Origin of the sequence: Candidatus Methanoplasma cognatum, assembly GCA_009777615.1 — an archaeon.
Taxonomy (GTDB): domain Archaea; phylum Thermoplasmatota; class Thermoplasmata; order Methanomassiliicoccales; family Methanomethylophilaceae; genus Methanoplasma; species Methanoplasma cognatum.
The window spans coordinates 435,170-451,864 of the sequence record WRLM01000001.1 but is presented as its reverse complement, the minus strand read 5'-3'; the positions used below and the strand labels follow the sequence as shown (position 1 = coordinate 451,864).

Sequence of the window (16,695 nt, the reverse complement as noted above, 5' to 3'; positions counted from 1 at the left end):
GCAGGCTTTCGGTTCTGCGGGGAAAGAAAACCTCGGCCTTCGGGAAAGATTAATATATTGAGTAAACACTCATTGAATTGGAAGTCATTCAATGGCGGAGAAACGGAAACTGCAAAAGGCGCAGACGAAAGAGAGGATCGCGGCGGCGGCGCTGAAGGTTTATTCGGAGAACGGCTTTTCCACCCCTACCATCGCCATCGCCAACGAAGCGCAGGTCTCGCACGGGTCGATATTCGTTCATTTCCCGACCGTCGAAGACCTGCTGATCTCCTCAGTGGAGAATTTCTCACGGGAAATAGAAAAAGAACTGAATCTGCTATCTGATTCTGTCAACAACATAACCGTGCTTTTGGAGATGCATATTGACGTGCTGAAAAAGCATGAGGATCTTTACAAAAGGCTGATCAAAGAAGCGGTCTACCTGCCGGAAGAAGCGAGGAACACTTTCATCGCCATACAGTCGACGGTGTCCATACACTTCATGCAGGCATTGGAGGAGGAGATGAGCAAAGGGGAGATCAAGAACATACCGTTCCACATGGTCTTCAACACATGGCTCGGACTGGTACACTATTATCTGCTGAACGGAGACCTGTTCGCGCCGGGCGGCTCGGTTTTGAAAGTATATAAGAATGACTTGATCGAATGTTTTTTGGAATTGATAAAGAAATGAAAATATTGGAGGTAAGAAGATGAAGAACTGTATCGCCTGCGGTATGCCCATGAAGAACGCATCCGACTTCGCAATGAACGATATGAACAAGGATTATTGCGTCCATTGCGCCCGGCCGGACGGCACAATGCAATCTTTTGATGAGAAACAGGAGAACCTGACGGACTTTATCATCAGGACACAGGGGTTGGCCCGCGAGGTCGCGGAAAGCGCTGCGCTGTCCATGATGAGGAAGCTCCCTGCTTGGGAAGACTGTTTTGATTGAAGCGGCCCCTTGAGGGAGGTCCGGAATGATCCGCTGTTTGCCTGCAGACGGTCCCCATCCTGGTCATGTGGCTCAGACTGTCGGTCCGATAACCCTATATCGGTACTGGACATTTAGGAACAAGGAGAAAGAACTCTATGTCAAAACCAATGATGAGCGGCGAGGATATCGTCAGGGACACCCAGCTGCAAGACAGCCTTTCCAGGATCAAGCATGTGGTAATCGTCATGAGCGGAAAGGGAGGGGTGGGTAAGAGCACCGTTTCCTCCAACCTCGCTCAGGCCCTTTCTATGAAGGGCTATCAGACCGGCCTCATGGACATAGACATCACCGGCCCCAATATACCAAAGATGTTCCGCATAGAAGATGAGAAACTCTACGCAAACGAAAATGACAAGCTTATCCCAATATCGGTCCCGCCCTCGCTCAGCATAATGTCAATGGCTTTCCTGCTTCCGGAGAGGGACTCGGCGGTGATGTGGAGAGGCCCGATGAAGACGAGCGCAATAAGGCAGTTCATAGAGGACGTGGAATGGGGCGAATTGGATTACCTCATAGTAGATATGCCTCCGGGGACCGGTGACGAGGCGATATCGATCGTTCAGCTGATACCTAAAGCGGACGGCGCCGTTATCGTAACAACGCCTCAGGAGGTCGCTCTGCTTGACAGCAGAAAATCCATCACTTTCGCGTCCCAGACAAAACTGCCTGTTATAGGATTGATCGAGAACATGAGCGGGTTCGTGTGTCCGCACTGCGGCGAGCTTACGGAGATATTCGGATCCGGCGGCGGAGAGAAAGCAGCGGAGAGCCTGAACATACAGTTCTTGGGGCGTATTCCTCTCGAGCCCGGCGTAGCGGCGTCGGGAGACTCCGGCATGCCTGTGGTAGTGGCCGATCCCGGATCGAGGTCCGCCGCTGCGTTCAATGAGATAACGGAAAGGATCATAAGAACGGTGGAGAGAAAATGAAGGTCGTGGTCATTGCGGAAGGGGACACGCTGGATTCATATGTCGCGGAGGATTTCGGCCATGCGCCGTTCTTCCTGGTGGTCGATTCCGACACGCTGGATTATCATGTTATCGAGAACGAATATGCGAAATTGGAGGGTGCGGGCATGAAGGTCGCCAATGCGATAGCCGGGCTGGGAGTGGATGCGGTGATCACCGGCGGCATAGGCTCCCACGGCCTCGACATACTAGGCAAGGCCGGGATACATGTGGCTTACGACGAAGAAGGGGCCGTCGAAGAGTGCGTCGCGGACCTCAAAAGAAGAACTGAGTTAAGGAAAAGAGCGGGGTCAGACTGACCTCTTTTCTCCCCATATTATCTTATGAAGCTGAGGCAGCACCCTCACATTCAGTTTTCTGTTGACAACCTCTTCGGCTATCGGTAGCAGGTCCATTCCTCCCACGGGACAGAATATTATGTTCGTGTCTACGGGGTTCTCTCTTATGAACCGGATCGCGTAGTTCAGGTCCACCGCTCCGCCTATCACAAATTTGATCTGGTCCTTCTTCCCGATGTGCTCCAGATTCGAAAGGAGATTCCTCTCTGACATCCCCGACGAGGGGCATTTGATATCAAGACTGACGATCACCCTCTCATCCTTTGGTATCCATGATATGTCCTTTGACCCGTTCGTTTCGATCACTATCTTTTTTCCCGCCTTCAGAAGTCTGTCCAACAGCTCAGGGGTGTCCTTCTGGAGCATCGGCTCCCCGCCGGTGATACACACGTTCTCGGTGTCGTCCACCATCTCCATGATCTCGTCAACGGATGCTTCCATGCCGCCTTCCAGGGCATATTTGGTATCGCACCAATCGCACCTCAGATTGCACCCCGCCGTCCTTATGAAATATGTCGGGACGCCTATCATCAGACCCTCTCCCTGGATCGATCTGAAATATTCGCATATCTTCATTTTATCCCTCGTATTCTATCTCGTCCTTATATCCGGCTTCCCTGAACCCTTTGAGCCTCAGCCGGCATGAATCGCAACGGCCGCAAGCCCTCGCGCCGCCGTTGTAGCATGACCACGTCAGATGCAGCGGAGCGTTCAGTTCCTTTCCCTTCCTCACGATGTCGGCCTTGGAAAGGTCGATGATCGGAGTCCTTATCTCGACCGCCCGGCCTTCCGTTCCAGCTTTCGTACCCTTCATGAGCATCTCCCTGAATGACTCAAAGAACTCGGGGCGGCAGTCCGGGTATCCTGAATAGTCGATCGCATTGGCCCCTATGTACGCCGCTTCGGCCCCTATGGATTCGCAAAGTCCCGCGGCTATGCTCAGGAATATTATATTCCTCGCCGGAACGTATGTAACGGGAATCTCTTTACCGAGGTCCCCTTCTCTGTCCGGAGGCACTTCCATATTGTCATCGGTCAGCGCAGACCTGAACGACGACATGTCTATATCGATGGTCCGGTGCTCTATCCCATAGTGTCCGCACACCGCATAAGCGGAATCCAGTTCCCTGGTGTGTCTCTGCCCGTATCTGAAACTTACCGCAACGGCGTCCATGCCATCGTCGATCGCGGCCGCAAGTGTTACGGTGGAATCCAATCCTCCCGATAACAGCACGACCGCCTTGGGCATCATAACACCTTCGTGTACCACGCTGTCTGTCCGCGCTCTTCGTCCAGCCCTATGGACACGCTCTTGACCGTTCCGGGGATATCGATCTCGCCGATTATCTTCTCGGCCATCATCCTGGCCATATCCTCCGCGGTGGTCGTCCGGATGTCCAGCATCAGTACGTCTTCCGCCGGAAAAACGTACCTCTTGCCGCAGGACGATACTTCGACGGATCCGTCCCTCTCCTCTATCCTGACAATGTCCGAGGCTGCCGGCAGCAGGACCTTGTGGTCCATCTCGGCCGTCATGGATCTCAGTTTCTTTTTCAGCACGACGAAATCCATCACCATGCCGTTCTCGCCCGGCTCCCCTTCGAGCCTCATCCTCACTGTGTAGCTGTGACCGTGGAGTCGGGAACATTTCTCATGCATTGGAATGAAATGGCAGGATGAGAATCCTATCCCGGTGTGGCCTCCGTCTATCTCTATTATCATCTCTTCCCCTCGGCGAGTTTCATGGCGAGTATTATCGAGTCCATGTAATCCGTCTTCACCCTGGAGGTGTCCACGAACACTTTATCTATATTCAGCACAGGGGCGCCCATGGCTATCGCATCCCCAATGAAGTGCATGGTCCTGAAGATCAGGTTCCCGGCTATCCCGTCCGGCGCGATTATCAGATCGGCTTCTTCAACGGCCGACTCGATCAGTATCTCCGCGTGGTAGGAATCGTATCCTTCCTTCTGGAGGATGGAGACCAGCTCTTCCGCGCCTTCGATGGTCCTGTCGACGTATCTGTTCCTCCCTTTGTCCCCGCTCCTGCCTCCGGACATAACGGCTATCCTGGTACCTGCTCCCAATTCCTTCATGAGCTCTATCGCCCTGACTACGATGCTGTGTTTTTCTTCTGTTGTCCACCCTTCATCGATACCGACCGGCGCCATGAAGAACGTGCGACCTCTCGGCGGCTCCATTATAACCAGCCTCTCCAGCTCTTCGACGCCGGCCCTTTCCTTAAGTATTGGCAGCAGGGCGGAGGATGGCATGTCCCCTCTGACCGCCGCGTCTATCTTTCCTGAGAAGAGATCGTCCACCAGTTCTTTCGGGTCGCCATATATCTTAACGCCTTTATTGTTCAGCGTGCGGACGCTGTTCTCCACGTGTCCGGATTCGGTGCCGCGGCCGATCCCCACGCGTACGTCGGGAAGGGTGCTGTGCAGGAGGTCTTTGACTGTGAACATCAGATGTTCATTATATCCGGCGTATTAAGGATTTGTGATTGGATAGTTTGGCCGACCTCGCGGACCGAACCGGCTTTTCCCGTCCGCCCGCCGTGCCGCGGGGAGACCGTCTCTTAAGCACACTCCAGAATGATGGCAAACATTCCTCCCATAATCGAATATAGGTATATTTCAAAACAGTTTTTCCTTCTATGATAGAATTTGAGATATCGTTAAATGAACCTGTCGGGAGCCGAGAGGGAGGAGTTGTGAAAGGGGCTGGATGCCTTTGTTCTTTCGAGAAATGATCAGAGGGGGCCGATGGAATCGAATTCGTACCCTTCCCATTCTCTGAGCCCGAGAACTATCTCCGCTTCCGTCACAGTCAGCATCGGCTTTGAGTATCTGGCGGAGTCGTCCGTCGCTATCCTCGGGCAGGCGGTGTTGATGTAGGCGTCCACTTTGTAAGGAAGCAGCGCATCCGGTCCGATCTCGCTGACCACCAGTCTGTACGCCGTTTTCCCCTGTTCCTTTATCTTGTCCATAAGCATGTCTGCGGCTGCTGACCTCTCCTGCCCCGTCTTCGTGCAGACTATCACTAAGAAACTATCGGCGGCCTTCGCCTTCTCTATCGCGGCGAACCTCTTCCTGAGCATTCTGTCCCTGGCTTCGTCCACCGACCTTATTTCTCCGGTAAGGGGATCGAGCACCACCATGGGCCTCTTCACGCCGAAGGACACCGCAAGAGGATGAAAATCGCCTTCGCCCAGGTACAGGAATGCGTCCGCGTCACCGTTGACGGAGAGGGCGGAACTGAAATTGCACCCGAGAACCTGACCGGGATGGAATATCCTGCCGTCCCCTTTCCCTATGAAGACCTCTTTTCCCATCTCTTCAAGGATCCCTTTCGCCTTAGGTATCAGCCCAACGTACTGGACGGTCGCAAGCAGTCCGACCCTTTTCGGTAGTCTCTCCGCCGCTGTCCTGACCGCATTTTCTATGTCCGGGCAGGCTCTCACTTCGACAAAAAGAATGTCCTCATCATTCTCCTGAGGATGTATGGGTGAATGCCCGAAATGCACCAGCGCATCGGCGTATCTTCTGTAATCAACGAAAAGGTCGCATGCGCCGTAGCAGGGATCGCCCAGAATGATGACCTCTGCCTCAGCGGAGCCGGATAGAACATCGGAAATACGGAGAGCGTCCGCCTTGAGACCCTCCGGCAGCTGAACGGCTACGGCGGAGTAGCCTCTCTTCCTGATCCAAGAAACTACCCTGTCCAGATCGAGGTCGAACATTTACTTCATGTATTCCTGTCCCTTCTCGATATCTACGTAGCAGGGGGACGGGAATTTCATGGACGCTTTCCAGAGCGCGGTCTTGGCGACGTTCGCTTTCTCAGGAGTTACGCTTACGGTAAGGATCGCTTGATCGCGCTCAAGCCTCGCCGCCGTTCCGACGGTCTTGCCGAATGCCGAGCGCATTCCGCTTGACACACGGTCCGCGCCCGCGCCAGTGGCGAGCTTGTTCTCTCTGAGAACGCAGTGCGGGTATGCCCTTACTTTGAGGTGGTAGTTGGCCACTCCGGCCTGGCTGGAAAGCATCTTGTTGGCCGCGATACGTCCCGCCTCCAGCGCGGTGTGCCTGATCTGCACACGGTTCTTCACTTTAAGCGTGAGAGTGATGGGGAAGTCCTCATTTCCGTTCCCCATGTCAAACTGACTCAACCTGCTTGCGGGAACTCCTCCCATGTATTCGCGGCGTGTGTACGCCTGTCCTGTGATCCTTCTGTACATCGATGCGGGCTTTCTTACCATTTGCGCCACCTGTGTGGAATGTGATAGAGCGACAATCTCGAATTTCTATTTAAAGACTGTTGCTGTTCTTCTTTTTTTATTGATTACGACGCAATAAGAATCGGTAAATAAAACTTTCCGTCGTGTGCTGAACGCTCATCTGTGAACACCGGCCATTGTTTGTTCGGCATGGTCGGAACGCCGATCAATTGCCGCTTCTTTCGGCAAAGATTATTATGAGTGCCTGCGGAATGAACAGCCAGAACCCCGAAGCAGGTTCAACAATGCAGCCTATGGCAGACATGCATATGAGATAATATCCCACAAAGCGCGGCGCGGGTCTTTGCTCTTTTTTGATATAATGATGCAGCACATGGCCCAGCATGATGACGAATATGCCCGCCATTGCGAACCACCATGACGCGAATTTACCGTCTGTATAGTCGCCGACAGCGTTCAACAACCCATCTTTGACTATCGCCCAGAGAAATTCTCCGCCCAGTGCTATGCCTACTGCAACATGGATCATTCCCGTCGCGATAAGAAGTATCCCGCTGTATCTCCAAAGTTCCATCGGTCTTTTGTATGCAATTGACATATATTTCTGATTACATTTTCATATATAGATTTGTCGTAGTCTATTTACGCCAATTGTCGTATTTTAATCCTGGCCTTCCGTTCCGCATCCCCCCTCACCGACGGTACGAAATGAGGAGATGTTCGGCTCAGCCTTATGCAGAGGTCTCGAAAAAGTGCCTGCAGATGGACAATATTTATATCACCATCTCAACTCACATCATGGAACATGTCGAGAAAGCGTATCTCCAGAAGTGCGGTCGCAGGTATCGGTGAGGAACGCATTTCGATACTGACCGAACTGTCAAAGGATGCTTTGACCGCCGGCAGGGAAGACCTCGCAATAAGATACGTCTCATTGGCAAGAAGGATCGGCGGGAAGACCAAAGTAAAGATGCCTGCGGGTTTCAGATACTGCAAGAGGTGCATGATCCCTCTTATCCCGGGAACCAACTGCACGATAAGACTGACGGGCAGGAAGATAGTGACGACATGTCAGCGATGCGGCGGGCTGAAAAGGACGCCATACTTGAAGGAGAGAGAAAAATGACGGAAAAAGAAGCAAGAAAGGAACTGATGAGGCGCGCCAACGACCTCAGCCCCACGGTTCATGTGGGAAAAGAAGGAATAGACGAAGGAGTGCTGAACGAGATCGCCGCTCAGCTTAAGAACGCCCGCTTAATAAAAGTAAAGGTCCTGAGTACGGTGGACGCCGATCCTAAATCCGTGGCCGAAGAGCTTGCCTCGTCCACAAACTCCGTCATAGTGGATGTCCGCGGAAGCGTGATCGTGCTCACAGATAAAAGGACGTGGACCTCGCTGAGTCAAAAGAAATTCTGAGGGAGCGGCATGCTTGACGTCAACGTAATAAGAACGCAGCCTGAGATGATCAGGCAGATGCTCGCCGACAGGAACAAGGATGCCGAAATACTGGACAGGTTCCTTTCGGCCGATTCGGAATGGAGGAGACTCACGGACGATAACAACCGTTTGAGGAAAGTAAGGAACGAGGTGTCCGTGCAGATCTCCAAGATGGAAAAGGGAGATGAGAAAGAGGCCAAGGTCCTTGAGATGCGCAATGTCGCGGACAAGATAAAGAACAACGACGCCAGAATGGCCGAGGTGGAGATGATCAGGGACGACTGCATACTCAACATCCCCAACATACCTCATTCTTCCGTCCCGGTAGGTAAGGACAGCACCGAGAACGTAATCCTCTATGAGCACGGAAAGAAGAGGACGTTCGACTTCGCTCCGAAGCAGCACTGGGAGATAGCCGAGGCTCTGGATATAATTGATTTCGACAGAGGCGTGAAAGTGGCCGGCAGCGGGTTCTATTGCCTTAAGGGGGACGGCGCCCGGCTTGAGCGCGCGCTGGTAAATTTTTTCCTTGACAAACACCGCGACCAGGGCTACGTCGAGGTGTTCCCTCCCATAGTGGTCAACAAGGCCGCCCTTACCGGCACAGGGCAGTATCCGAACCTGAAGGATGATATGTATTATTTGGAAAAGGACGAGATGTTCCTCAATCCCACCGCCGAAGTGCCGATAACTAACCTCTTCATGGATGAGATCTTCGAGATAGGCCAGCTGCCAATACTCTACACCGCATACCTCCCGTCGTTCAGAAGGGAAGTGGGGAAGCACGCGGACACGAGGGGGATCATAAGGGTCCACGAGTTCAACAAGGTGGAGATGGTAAGGTTCGTCCATCCTGATACGTCATATGATGTGCTTGAGGTCTTGAGGGGGGACGCGGAAGAGCTCATCACCGCGCTGGACCTCCCCTACCGCGTCCTGCTGCTCTGCACGGGAGACATGAGCTTCTCCTGCTCAAAATGTTATGACATAGAACTGCACGCTCCGGCCAACGACGCTTGGCTTGAAGCTTCCTCATGTTCTAACTTCACGGACTTCCAGGCGAGGAGAGCACGCATAAAGTTCAGGCCGGAGCCTCATCTCAAGAGCGAGTTCATACATACGCTGAACGGCTCCGGACTTGCCCTGCCCAGAACGATGGTCGCCATCCTGGAGAACTATCAGAACAAGGACGGCACTGTGACGATACCCGAGGTCCTCAGAAGTTACATGAGAGGCCAAGAGACGATAGGCTGATCACGTCAGGATGCTGTCCAGGCGTTTGAGGAGCCCTTCCGCCCCTATGCCAGAACCGGTGCTAAGGAGTCTTTTCCTCAGCTCCGCCTCGCCCTCCGCCATGGCCTTTGAGGATATGCCGTAGCATCTCGACGCCCTTGCTTCGATGTATGCCGCCATGAGGTCGCAGGACTTTATGTCCTTGCCCGTCCTTTTTCCGAATACCTCGTCATCCGCATCCGTGAATGGCTCGTACACCATGAACTCAAGCTCCTTGTGCCAGGACGCCGGGACGAGGGGCATTATCTTGGATTTGACGAGTTCCCTCTCATATGACTCGAGAAGATGCGCCAGGCCGTCCACGTTCGCTTTGATCGGGCTTATGACGTCTTTGGTCAGGACCTCCGGAAGATCGTGGAACAGCGCGGTGTAGTAGTTGTTGTAAACCTGCCTGCCGTCGGCTTCTCTGTCAAAATCGTTGAGGAATATCATGTCCGCCACCATCAGAGAATGCCCCAGAACTGAGGTCCTCGGTATCCTCGGGGTCCTTGCCCACCTCTGCTGGAACCTGAGCTGTCCTATCAGGTCTATGAAATCGAAAGTGCTCTGATCCTCCGTCTGCTTCCTGACGCCGATCAGATCCTGATGCTGCGATATCTGCTCGTCGATCTCTTTCTTTGTCCCCTCTATCCCATACATGGAACGGTTCGCGTCATAAATTGTCTTGAATTCCCAGTTCGTCGCAAGATAGTGGGCCGCTCTTATGATGTCGTCCTCCTTCGACTTCTTCTCCGACCAGAGGTAATCCTCCAATCTGGATCTGAACTCCGGATCAGAATCCGGCACGTCGGCGTCGAAGCATCTCATCACGTATTTATTGACCTCCTCGAACTTCTCGGATATCACTCTGTGAAAGACCTGGGGCTTCAGGTCCGTCATGACGCTCCTCTGTATGAAGGAGAAAAGCGAGCGCTCTATTATCCTGCCCCAGTCCGGCCTGGCGCCTCCTTCCGTCTCCTCATATTTCCCCAGTACCCAGGCGATGGCCGCCTTGTGGGCCTGCTTGTCAAGTTCCGTCAGCTCGATTGTGCGCAGGTGGTCGTTCCATCTGTGCATGTTCGCGGAGTCGAATATCAGATAAAGCATGTCCCCGTTCAAAGCCTTCTTCTCGGACATGTGGTACCTTACTCCGGATACAAGTACTGAGCCTCTTCGTCAAACCAGGCCTCGTCGATCTCTTTGAGACGGGTTTCCTTTTCGACGGTCGCCGTTTCCTGCCTAAAGAGTTCCACGAGGCGCGTTTCCTTTTCGACGACCGCCGTTTCCTGCGGAAGGTCCAGTTCGATCAGGCCGGTCTCCTTTGATTCATTGTCTCTGTAACGGATCGCATTGTCAGGCTCACCCGTGTAGTCTATAAGATAACCTTCCTCAAGATCGTCTGGTACCTGAAGGGCGCCGGTCCTTATCTCATCGAACCTCTCAAACTCCTCATACTCTTTCCTGAATCTCCGGCCGCTTATGCCGATGAACACTGATGAGACCACTATGAGGACTATCCCTGCGGCAATGAGCACCATCGATGCCGACAGATCGGGGGACGTCGTCTGCATCACAAAGATGGCTCCTGCCGCCAGAAGCACCATTCCGATGACGTCGAGGATTGCCCACAAAGGCCCGTCTACCTTGACCATGGCTGTATATAACGCAATCAGTTAATAACTATGCCCAAAAAAATCTCACTGCTGACGTACTCTGGAAAGGGATCACCGCTATTTTCGCATATACGTCAAAAAATAAATCAATATAATATGCGGACGATGACCCTTTATGAAAATATCAGAAAGGCTTGGATCCATTCCTATGTCGGGCATCAGGAAGATGTTCGACCTGGCCGGCCCCGATTCTATAAACCTCGGTCTGGGGGAACCCGACCTCGACCCTCCGAAGGAGGCTGTCGAGGGAATGAATAAAGCGGCGTCCGGAGGGCTGAACAAATACGGGCCCACCGCCGGCATAATGGAGCTGAGGAAGGGCGTCGCGGAATGGTTCTCAAGATACGGGGACCTGACGGCGGACAACGTGATGATAACTCCCAGCGGTTCGTCGGCGCTTCTCGAGGCCACGCAGGCTTTCATCGATCCGGGGGATGAGGTGCTCGTCCCGAGCCCGGGCTTCGTGATCTACTCCCCGCACACAAAACTCGCAGGCGGCAGGCCGGTAGAATACAAACTCACCGAGGGGAACTTCATTCCCGATATCGAGAACGTGAAAGAACTGATCACCGAGAAGACAAAAATGATCGTTGTGAACAGCCCCTCGAATCCGACTGGCGGGGTGCTTGACGAAGCGACGTACAAAGCGGTGCTGGACCTCGCGGAGGATCATGACCTGATCATACTCTCGGACGAGGTCTACGACGCATACATCTACGAGGGGAGGCACTATTCCTTCATGAAGCACCTTGACAGATCGATCGTGATCAACGGGTTCTCCAAGATGATGGCCGTCACCGGCTGGAGGATGGGGGTCGTCTGCTCGAACAAGGATACGATGAACGACCTCATCAAGATGCAGTACCACGTCTGCGCCAGCCCCAACATGCCCGCGCAGTACGGGATACTGAACGCACTGCCGGCGATGGAGACCTACCTGAAGAACGCTAGGAGGATATTCGAGTCCAGAAGGGACCTCATATCAAAGCGCATCAACGAGATCGACGGCATGCACATAGAGCCTCCGAAAGGATCCTTCTATGCTTTCCCTTCATATGATCTTCCTATGAGTTCGGATGATCTTGCGAACGCCCTTGCCAAGAACGGCCTGATATGCACGCCGGGATCGTCCTTCGGGAAATACGGCGAAGGGCACCTCAGATTCTCCTACGCAGCGGACGAGAAGAAGATCAATGCAGGAATGGATATACTGGCAGAAACAATGAGAAAATTAAGGAGCGGATGAAATGACAGGAAGGATGGATCAGGATGACCCGAACGCCGGCCTCTTCGGAGGGGACGATGACGATATCACCGATGAGGAGTACGTGCAAAAGCAGCTGTATGAGAAGAACCCTCTCAGGGTGGCCGCGCTGAGCGATCTTTGTTACAACGAGATGATCGAGGGAGTGGACGGCATGGACGTCCCGGAAGATGCTAAGCGGAAGATGATATTCAGCCTGGCCGCCAACAGCGTACTCGACATGATATGCGATTCGGATCAGGAAACGGGGCTGGAGGCCACTTTCTCCTTCGACGTGTTTCTGGGAGTTTCGCTTACCAACAAGAAGTTCAAGGTGGACCTGTTCAAAGAACATATGAAAGCGCTGATAGGCGTGAACCGCGATGATTTCCCGGACGATGAAGCATATGAGGGTGCGCTCGCGGAGTTCGAAGAGCGGTGGTGGGACATCCCGCAGCCGCTGCTCGGACAGCGGACGCCCAATGACGCCATAAGGGAGACGCTCTCCAAATACGGTCTGACAGAATGAACGAGATATCTGCCTCCGCGCCCGGTAAGTTTGTGATACTGGGCGAACATGCCGTTGTTTACGGAAAGCCGGCGATCGCCGTCGCCATAAACAGGAGATTCTACATAAGAGTGAGGAGGGGCGAGGAGTTCAGGATCAATAACGAGATCGCGGATCTCAGATCTAACCCCCACGTGAGGTACATCGCCGGCAGGAACGATATGATCCCGGTCTCGGTGCACATGGACAGCAAGATACCTCCCGGCTCGGGGCTGGGATCGTCAGCCGCCCTCTCGGTCGCTTTCTCGGCGGCGATGCGCGCTCTCGGCAACAGGTCCGTTAATAAGGAAGAGATAGCGAAGGAGGCCTTCGAGGCGGAGTACTTCAGCCAGGGGAGGGGAAGTCCGATGGATACTTCGGCCTCCGTCAACGGCGGGGGGATAACTTTGAACGCGCCCGGATGCGGGGACGACCTGCTCTGGAGCATAACCAAGAACGAGCATTCCTGGGACATATCCAAGATCGCCGTTCCGCCGATGACGTTCGTGATCGGCAACACAGGAATAAAGGCCGCGACGGGACCGTTGGTCGAAAAAGTAAAAAAGTACAAGGACAGCAACCGCTTCGCTTCCGACATGGTCGACGAGATAGGCCAGATAACCCTTGAAGGGATGGACGCTCTTCGGACCGGCGACATTGCCGGCCTCGGGGAGCTTATGACGAAGGATCACAAGTTACTCTCCATCCTCGGCGTGTCGTCGAACGAATTGAACAAAATGGTCAGCGCGTCCCTTCCGTACTCCTACGGCGCCAAGCTCACGGGCGCCGGCGGCGGCGGGTGCATGGTGGCGCTGACAGACCATCCGGACAAAGTTTGCAACGCCATATCTTCCCGGGGAGGTGTTCCTTTCATCGTGAAGACAGGCGTAGACGGTGTGAAGGTATCTGGAAAAAGTGAGTGAAAAAAGTAAAAGAAGCGGCTGCCGCCGCATTTTTAGATCAGTTCCTCGAAGCCTTCGACGACCTTGGGGAACCTCTCCTTGATGACCTTCAGGAGATTATAGACATTCACCTCTTTGATGTCGGAACCGGAGATGAGCTTCACGAGCTCGTCGATGGTATCATCGTCAAGTTCGGCAAGCCTCTCTTTGGCCATCCAGTTCCTGTAAAGCTTGTCCTCCATCCTGTCGCGCCACAACTTCTCATACGGCATGAGCGCCTGTTTGGAGAAATCCCCCTTTTTGGAACATTCGGTGAGGACCAATCCGGCATACATGCCTGTTCTGCAAGCATGGCATATCCCGCCGCCCGTGATAGGATCTATTATCCTCGCCGCATCGCCCACCAGGATTATGTTGTCGTCCACGGCGCAGTCGAGCCCGGGGCATGTGGATACCATCCCCGCGACGACCTCCACCGGCTGGCTGTTCTTGAATCTCGGATCTTCCGCTATGAATTTGTCCAGGAATTTCTTCGGATCCGCGTCCTTGCAGAGTTTTGCCATCACTCCGATCCCCACATTGGCGACGCCGTTGCCTTTGGGGAATATCCAGAGATATCCTCCGGGCGCTATCTTAACGCCGATGTTGAACTCGCAGTACTCAGGGTCGACGTCTGCGTTCACCATCCTGTACTGGAGACAAGAATCGATATCGTTCATCCCCAGTTTGGTGTCGATCCCGGCCCACCTTCCGACTTGGGACTCGAAGCCGTCCGCCGCGATGATCGCTTTTGCGCGGATCTCGATCTCCTCTCCCATGCTCTTGGCCTTTATGCCGACAAGCTTTCCGTTCTCTTTTATAACGTCGGTGCACGAAGTGCGCATCATTATCTTTGCGCCGGCCGCCGCCGCGTCCCTTGCCAGGGCTTTGTCGAAGAGGTGCCTCTCCAGCACATATCCCACTTCGGAACCGGCGTGACTCTCATCCAGCTTGAATTCGTATCCGCTGGGGGATCTTATTACCGCTCCGACCATGTCGGCGCATATCCATGCCGGGTCCGGCTCTATCCCCACTTCCTCAAGCCATTTCTTGGATACACCCTCGGCGCACCTGAGGGGGGCGCCGATCTCCGCTTTTTTCTCTATGAGGATAGTATCAAGCCCTCCCTTGGCGCAGAATTTGGCTGCCATGCTTCCGCCGGGGCCGCCCCCGATGATGACGATATCGCAGGAATAAGTCTTCATTCCGCTCCCTCCATCAAAAGCGCGTGGACCGGGCAGATCTTCACGCACCTTCCGCATTTTGTACACTTGCTGTTGAATTCCAGAACGAAATCGTTAAGGAATATCGCATTGGCGGGGCACGATCCGGCGCACCCTCCGCAATGCAGACACTTGTCTAAATTGACTATCATTCCATCCCTCCTTATGCCTTCTGGTCCTCGGGGACCACCATGGCCGCCTCAAGTTCTGCGGCTCCTTTCTTGTTCTTCTCCTTCCATTCAGCCAACGGTACGGAGAATTTGTCCTCGATGATCTTGCGGTACTCCGGTCCCCCGTTGTAGGCGCAGAACGGAATTACCTGACAATCCGGCGTGATGTAGTGGACGCCGCAGCGCCTTACCCTTTCCACGTCGTAGTTGTGCATGTCCTGGAAGTGCATGCCGCCGAAGAACATCACTTTCCATGAGAACGCCGCCAGCGCCGTCTTCGATCTTTTGCTCATGACGCTTACCATCATCCTCTTGAATTGGCCCTTCGATAGCCCCCCTGGGAGGTTCTCTTCGATGAGAGTCCTGTCTAAAAGCTTCAGCAGTTTCATTGCGTATATTTTTTTGAACCTGGCCTTCTCTGCTTTGAAGGATATCTCCTGAAGGCCTTTGGTGAACTCGGCCACATCGATGAATCTGGGGAAGGGGGTCACCTTACCCGTCTCGTCCATGAAGACGTATGTCGCTATGCCGCAGTGGGGGTGTGTGGTGAAAGTGACCTTGTTCTGGTTGAGTATGATCGATGCGAAATCAGATATCGGCGCCACCACCGGCACCGGATACCAATCGTCCTTGGTGGCGTATCCGGTCTGCTCTTCGAAAGCTTTCACCAGGTCCGGAAGCGTGAATCTGCCCTTGGACAGTTCCTCTTTGGTCATCCTGCCGGTGAACGCCACCGGCTGGAAGTTTATTCCGCGCACCACATCCGCGTTGTCGAAAGAGAATTTCACCATATCGCCGATCTGGTGGTCGTTCATTCCCCTTACGATGGTGGGTACGAGCACGATCGACGGGCACTTCCCCGTCTCTTCTTTCAGCTTCCTGCAGTTGGCAATGACATCGAGCTTCACTTGGAACATCTTTCTGTCCCTTGCCTGAAGATATATGTCGTCGCTCACCCCGTCGAATGATAGATAGATGGTGTTGAGTCCCGCCTCGGACGAATCTTTAAGGAGATCATATTTCCTGGCGAATTCTATTCCGTTCGTAGCGGCCTGAACCTGAGCGAAATCCCTGTCCTTCGCCGCTTTCACTATCTTAACGAAGTCCGGGTGTATCGTGGGTTCTCCGCCGGAGAACTGCACTGCTGTGCATTTTATCGGCTCTTCCGACCTTAGCGCGTCCAGCATCCTTGTCAGCGTCTCGTAGTCGGGTTCGTACACATATCCCTGCTGGTTCGCGTTCGCGAAGCATATGGGGCAGTTCATGTTGCATCTGTTCGTCAGATCGACATTCGCCAGGGCTGAGCAGGTGAGCATGTCCACCCTCTCGCCATCGATGAATACGTGGACGTTCTCCCCGTCCTTCAGGCTCTTGTCCATCGGGTTTCTGAGTCCGATGCCGTCGTGGGCAAATTCCTCAGCTTTGAGAAAGAGTTCGGTGTCTGACCAATAAATGTCACAGAACTCTCCATGTTCCGGACAGGTCTTTTCCATGAATACCTTGCCGTCCTTATCGAACAAGGAGGCGTCAAGTATCTTCCCGCATTCCGGACAGACAGACCTTGTGTCTTTCGGAAGTCCCTTCTTGACCGCATAATTCTGCATAGTGGAAGTCATTGTACCAGGCTCAAGATTTACCTAGTATTTATAATACTTTGCGC

22 protein-coding genes are annotated in these 16,695 nt (G+C 53.6%); 10 read left to right on the top strand and 12 right to left on the bottom strand.

Going from position 1 to position 16,695, the window contains the following annotated elements; translation table 11 throughout:
* The first annotated feature begins 91 nt into the window (after positions 1-91).
* From FWG96_02010 to FWG96_01995, 4 genes are all read left to right on the top strand, one after another.
* Complete coding sequence (locus tag FWG96_02010) at positions 92-673, top strand: TetR/AcrR family transcriptional regulator (GenBank protein MCL2032036.1); 582 nt, start codon at positions 92-94, stop codon at positions 671-673.
* Positions 674-692: 19 nt separating this feature from the next.
* Positions 693-938 (top strand): zinc ribbon domain-containing protein, encoded by a 246-nt coding sequence (locus tag FWG96_02005; GenBank protein MCL2032035.1) that lies wholly within the window; start codon positions 693-695, stop codon positions 936-938.
* Between the two features lie 137 nt (positions 939-1,075).
* Positions 1,076-1,909: an Mrp/NBP35 family ATP-binding protein gene (locus tag FWG96_02000; protein ID MCL2032034.1), complete on the top strand. Its 834-nt coding sequence runs from the start codon at positions 1,076-1,078 to the stop codon at positions 1,907-1,909.
* A complete protein-coding gene (locus FWG96_01995; GenBank protein ID MCL2032033.1) occupies positions 1,906-2,247 on the top strand; it encodes a NifB/NifX family molybdenum-iron cluster-binding protein in 342 nt (113 codons plus the stop codon). Before FWG96_02000 ends, FWG96_01995 begins: the two co-directional genes overlap by 4 nt.
* On the opposite strand, the gene FWG96_01990 is transcribed toward FWG96_01995, so the two are convergent.
* The 7 genes from FWG96_01990 to FWG96_01960 form a co-directional block, all read right to left on the bottom strand.
* Positions 2,239-2,862, bottom strand: a complete 624-nt coding sequence (locus FWG96_01990) for a radical SAM protein (GenBank protein ID MCL2032032.1) — start codon at positions 2,860-2,862, stop codon at positions 2,239-2,241. The two genes, FWG96_01995 and FWG96_01990, sit on opposite strands and share 9 nt — an antisense overlap.
* A gap of 1 nt (position 2,863) precedes the next feature.
* The gene (gene queC / locus FWG96_01985) at positions 2,864-3,535 is read right to left on the bottom strand and encodes a 7-cyano-7-deazaguanine synthase QueC (protein ID MCL2032031.1); all 672 of its coding nucleotides are present in this window, start codon (positions 3,533-3,535) and stop codon (positions 2,864-2,866) included.
* The gene (locus tag FWG96_01980; protein MCL2032030.1) at positions 3,535-4,008 is read right to left on the bottom strand and encodes a 6-pyruvoyl tetrahydropterin synthase family protein; all 474 of its coding nucleotides are present in this window, start codon (positions 4,006-4,008) and stop codon (positions 3,535-3,537) included. Before FWG96_01980 ends, queC begins: the two co-directional genes overlap by 1 nt.
* On the bottom strand, positions 4,005-4,754 hold the full coding sequence (mtxX, locus tag FWG96_01975; protein MCL2032029.1) for a methanogenesis marker protein Mmp4/MtxX: 750 nt from the start codon (positions 4,752-4,754) through the stop codon (positions 4,005-4,007). The genes FWG96_01980 and mtxX overlap by 4 nt, the downstream gene beginning before the upstream one ends.
* 287 nt (positions 4,755-5,041) lie before the next feature.
* Entirely contained in the window at positions 5,042-6,031 is a 990-nt protein-coding gene (dph2, locus tag FWG96_01970) for a diphthamide biosynthesis enzyme Dph2 (GenBank protein ID MCL2032028.1), read from the bottom strand.
* Positions 6,032-6,550, bottom strand: a complete 519-nt coding sequence (locus tag FWG96_01965) for a 50S ribosomal protein L16 (GenBank protein ID MCL2032027.1) — start codon at positions 6,548-6,550, stop codon at positions 6,032-6,034.
* Positions 6,551-6,734: 184 nt separating this feature from the next.
* A complete protein-coding gene (locus tag FWG96_01960) occupies positions 6,735-7,127 on the bottom strand; it encodes a DUF6463 family protein (protein ID MCL2032026.1) in 393 nt (130 codons plus the stop codon).
* A 207-nt stretch (positions 7,128-7,334) separates the two neighbouring features.
* On the opposite strand from FWG96_01960, the gene FWG96_01955 reads away from it, so the two are divergent.
* The 3 genes from FWG96_01955 to serS are packed head-to-tail and all read left to right on the top strand — an operon-like array spanning position 7,335 to position 9,220.
* Entirely contained in the window at positions 7,335-7,655 is a 321-nt protein-coding gene (locus FWG96_01955; protein MCL2032025.1) for a ribonuclease P protein component 4, read from the top strand.
* Entirely contained in the window at positions 7,652-7,945 is a 294-nt protein-coding gene (locus FWG96_01950) for a YhbY family RNA-binding protein (protein ID MCL2032024.1), read from the top strand. The genes FWG96_01955 and FWG96_01950 overlap by 4 nt, the downstream gene beginning before the upstream one ends.
* 9 nt (positions 7,946-7,954) lie before the next feature.
* Entirely contained in the window at positions 7,955-9,220 is a 1,266-nt protein-coding gene (gene serS / locus FWG96_01945) for a serine--tRNA ligase (GenBank protein MCL2032023.1), read from the top strand.
* Here the strand turns inward: serS and FWG96_01940 are convergent, their stop codons facing one another.
* Entirely contained in the window at positions 9,221-10,375 is a 1,155-nt protein-coding gene (locus tag FWG96_01940) for an HD domain-containing protein (protein MCL2032022.1), read from the bottom strand.
* Positions 10,376-10,383: 8 nt separating this feature from the next.
* Entirely contained in the window at positions 10,384-10,890 is a 507-nt protein-coding gene (locus FWG96_01935) for a hypothetical protein (protein ID MCL2032021.1), read from the bottom strand.
* Positions 10,891-11,059: 169 nt separating this feature from the next.
* On the opposite strand from FWG96_01935, the gene FWG96_01930 reads away from it, so the two are divergent.
* Genes FWG96_01930 through mvk form a run of 3 tightly spaced genes read left to right on the top strand, consistent with a single transcriptional unit; the run spans position 11,060 to position 13,624 of the window.
* Positions 11,060-12,157 carry a pyridoxal phosphate-dependent aminotransferase gene (locus tag FWG96_01930; GenBank protein MCL2032020.1) on the top strand — a complete coding sequence of 366 codons (1,098 nt, stop codon included), beginning with the start codon at positions 11,060-11,062 and terminating at the stop codon, positions 12,155-12,157.
* Position 12,158: 1 nt separating this feature from the next.
* Positions 12,159-12,683: a hypothetical protein gene (locus FWG96_01925; protein MCL2032019.1), complete on the top strand. Its 525-nt coding sequence runs from the start codon at positions 12,159-12,161 to the stop codon at positions 12,681-12,683.
* Positions 12,680-13,624, top strand: coding sequence for a mevalonate kinase (gene mvk, locus FWG96_01920; GenBank protein ID MCL2032018.1), 945 nt, complete (start codon positions 12,680-12,682; stop codon positions 13,622-13,624). The genes FWG96_01925 and mvk overlap by 4 nt, the downstream gene beginning before the upstream one ends.
* A gap of 32 nt (positions 13,625-13,656) precedes the next feature.
* Here mvk and FWG96_01915 read toward each other — a convergent pair whose 3' ends face one another.
* From FWG96_01915 to FWG96_01905, 3 genes are read right to left on the bottom strand one after another with little or no spacing between them, the layout of a single operon-like run.
* Positions 13,657-14,847, bottom strand: coding sequence for an NAD(P)/FAD-dependent oxidoreductase (locus FWG96_01915; protein MCL2032017.1), 1,191 nt, complete (start codon positions 14,845-14,847; stop codon positions 13,657-13,659).
* The gene (locus FWG96_01910; GenBank protein MCL2032016.1) at positions 14,844-15,017 is read right to left on the bottom strand and encodes a 4Fe-4S binding protein; all 174 of its coding nucleotides are present in this window, start codon (positions 15,015-15,017) and stop codon (positions 14,844-14,846) included. The genes FWG96_01915 and FWG96_01910 overlap by 4 nt, the downstream gene beginning before the upstream one ends.
* An 11-nt stretch (positions 15,018-15,028) precedes the next feature.
* The gene (locus FWG96_01905; GenBank protein ID MCL2032015.1) at positions 15,029-16,651 is read right to left on the bottom strand and encodes a radical SAM protein; all 1,623 of its coding nucleotides are present in this window, start codon (positions 16,649-16,651) and stop codon (positions 15,029-15,031) included.
* Positions 16,652-16,695: the final 44 nt, after the last annotated feature.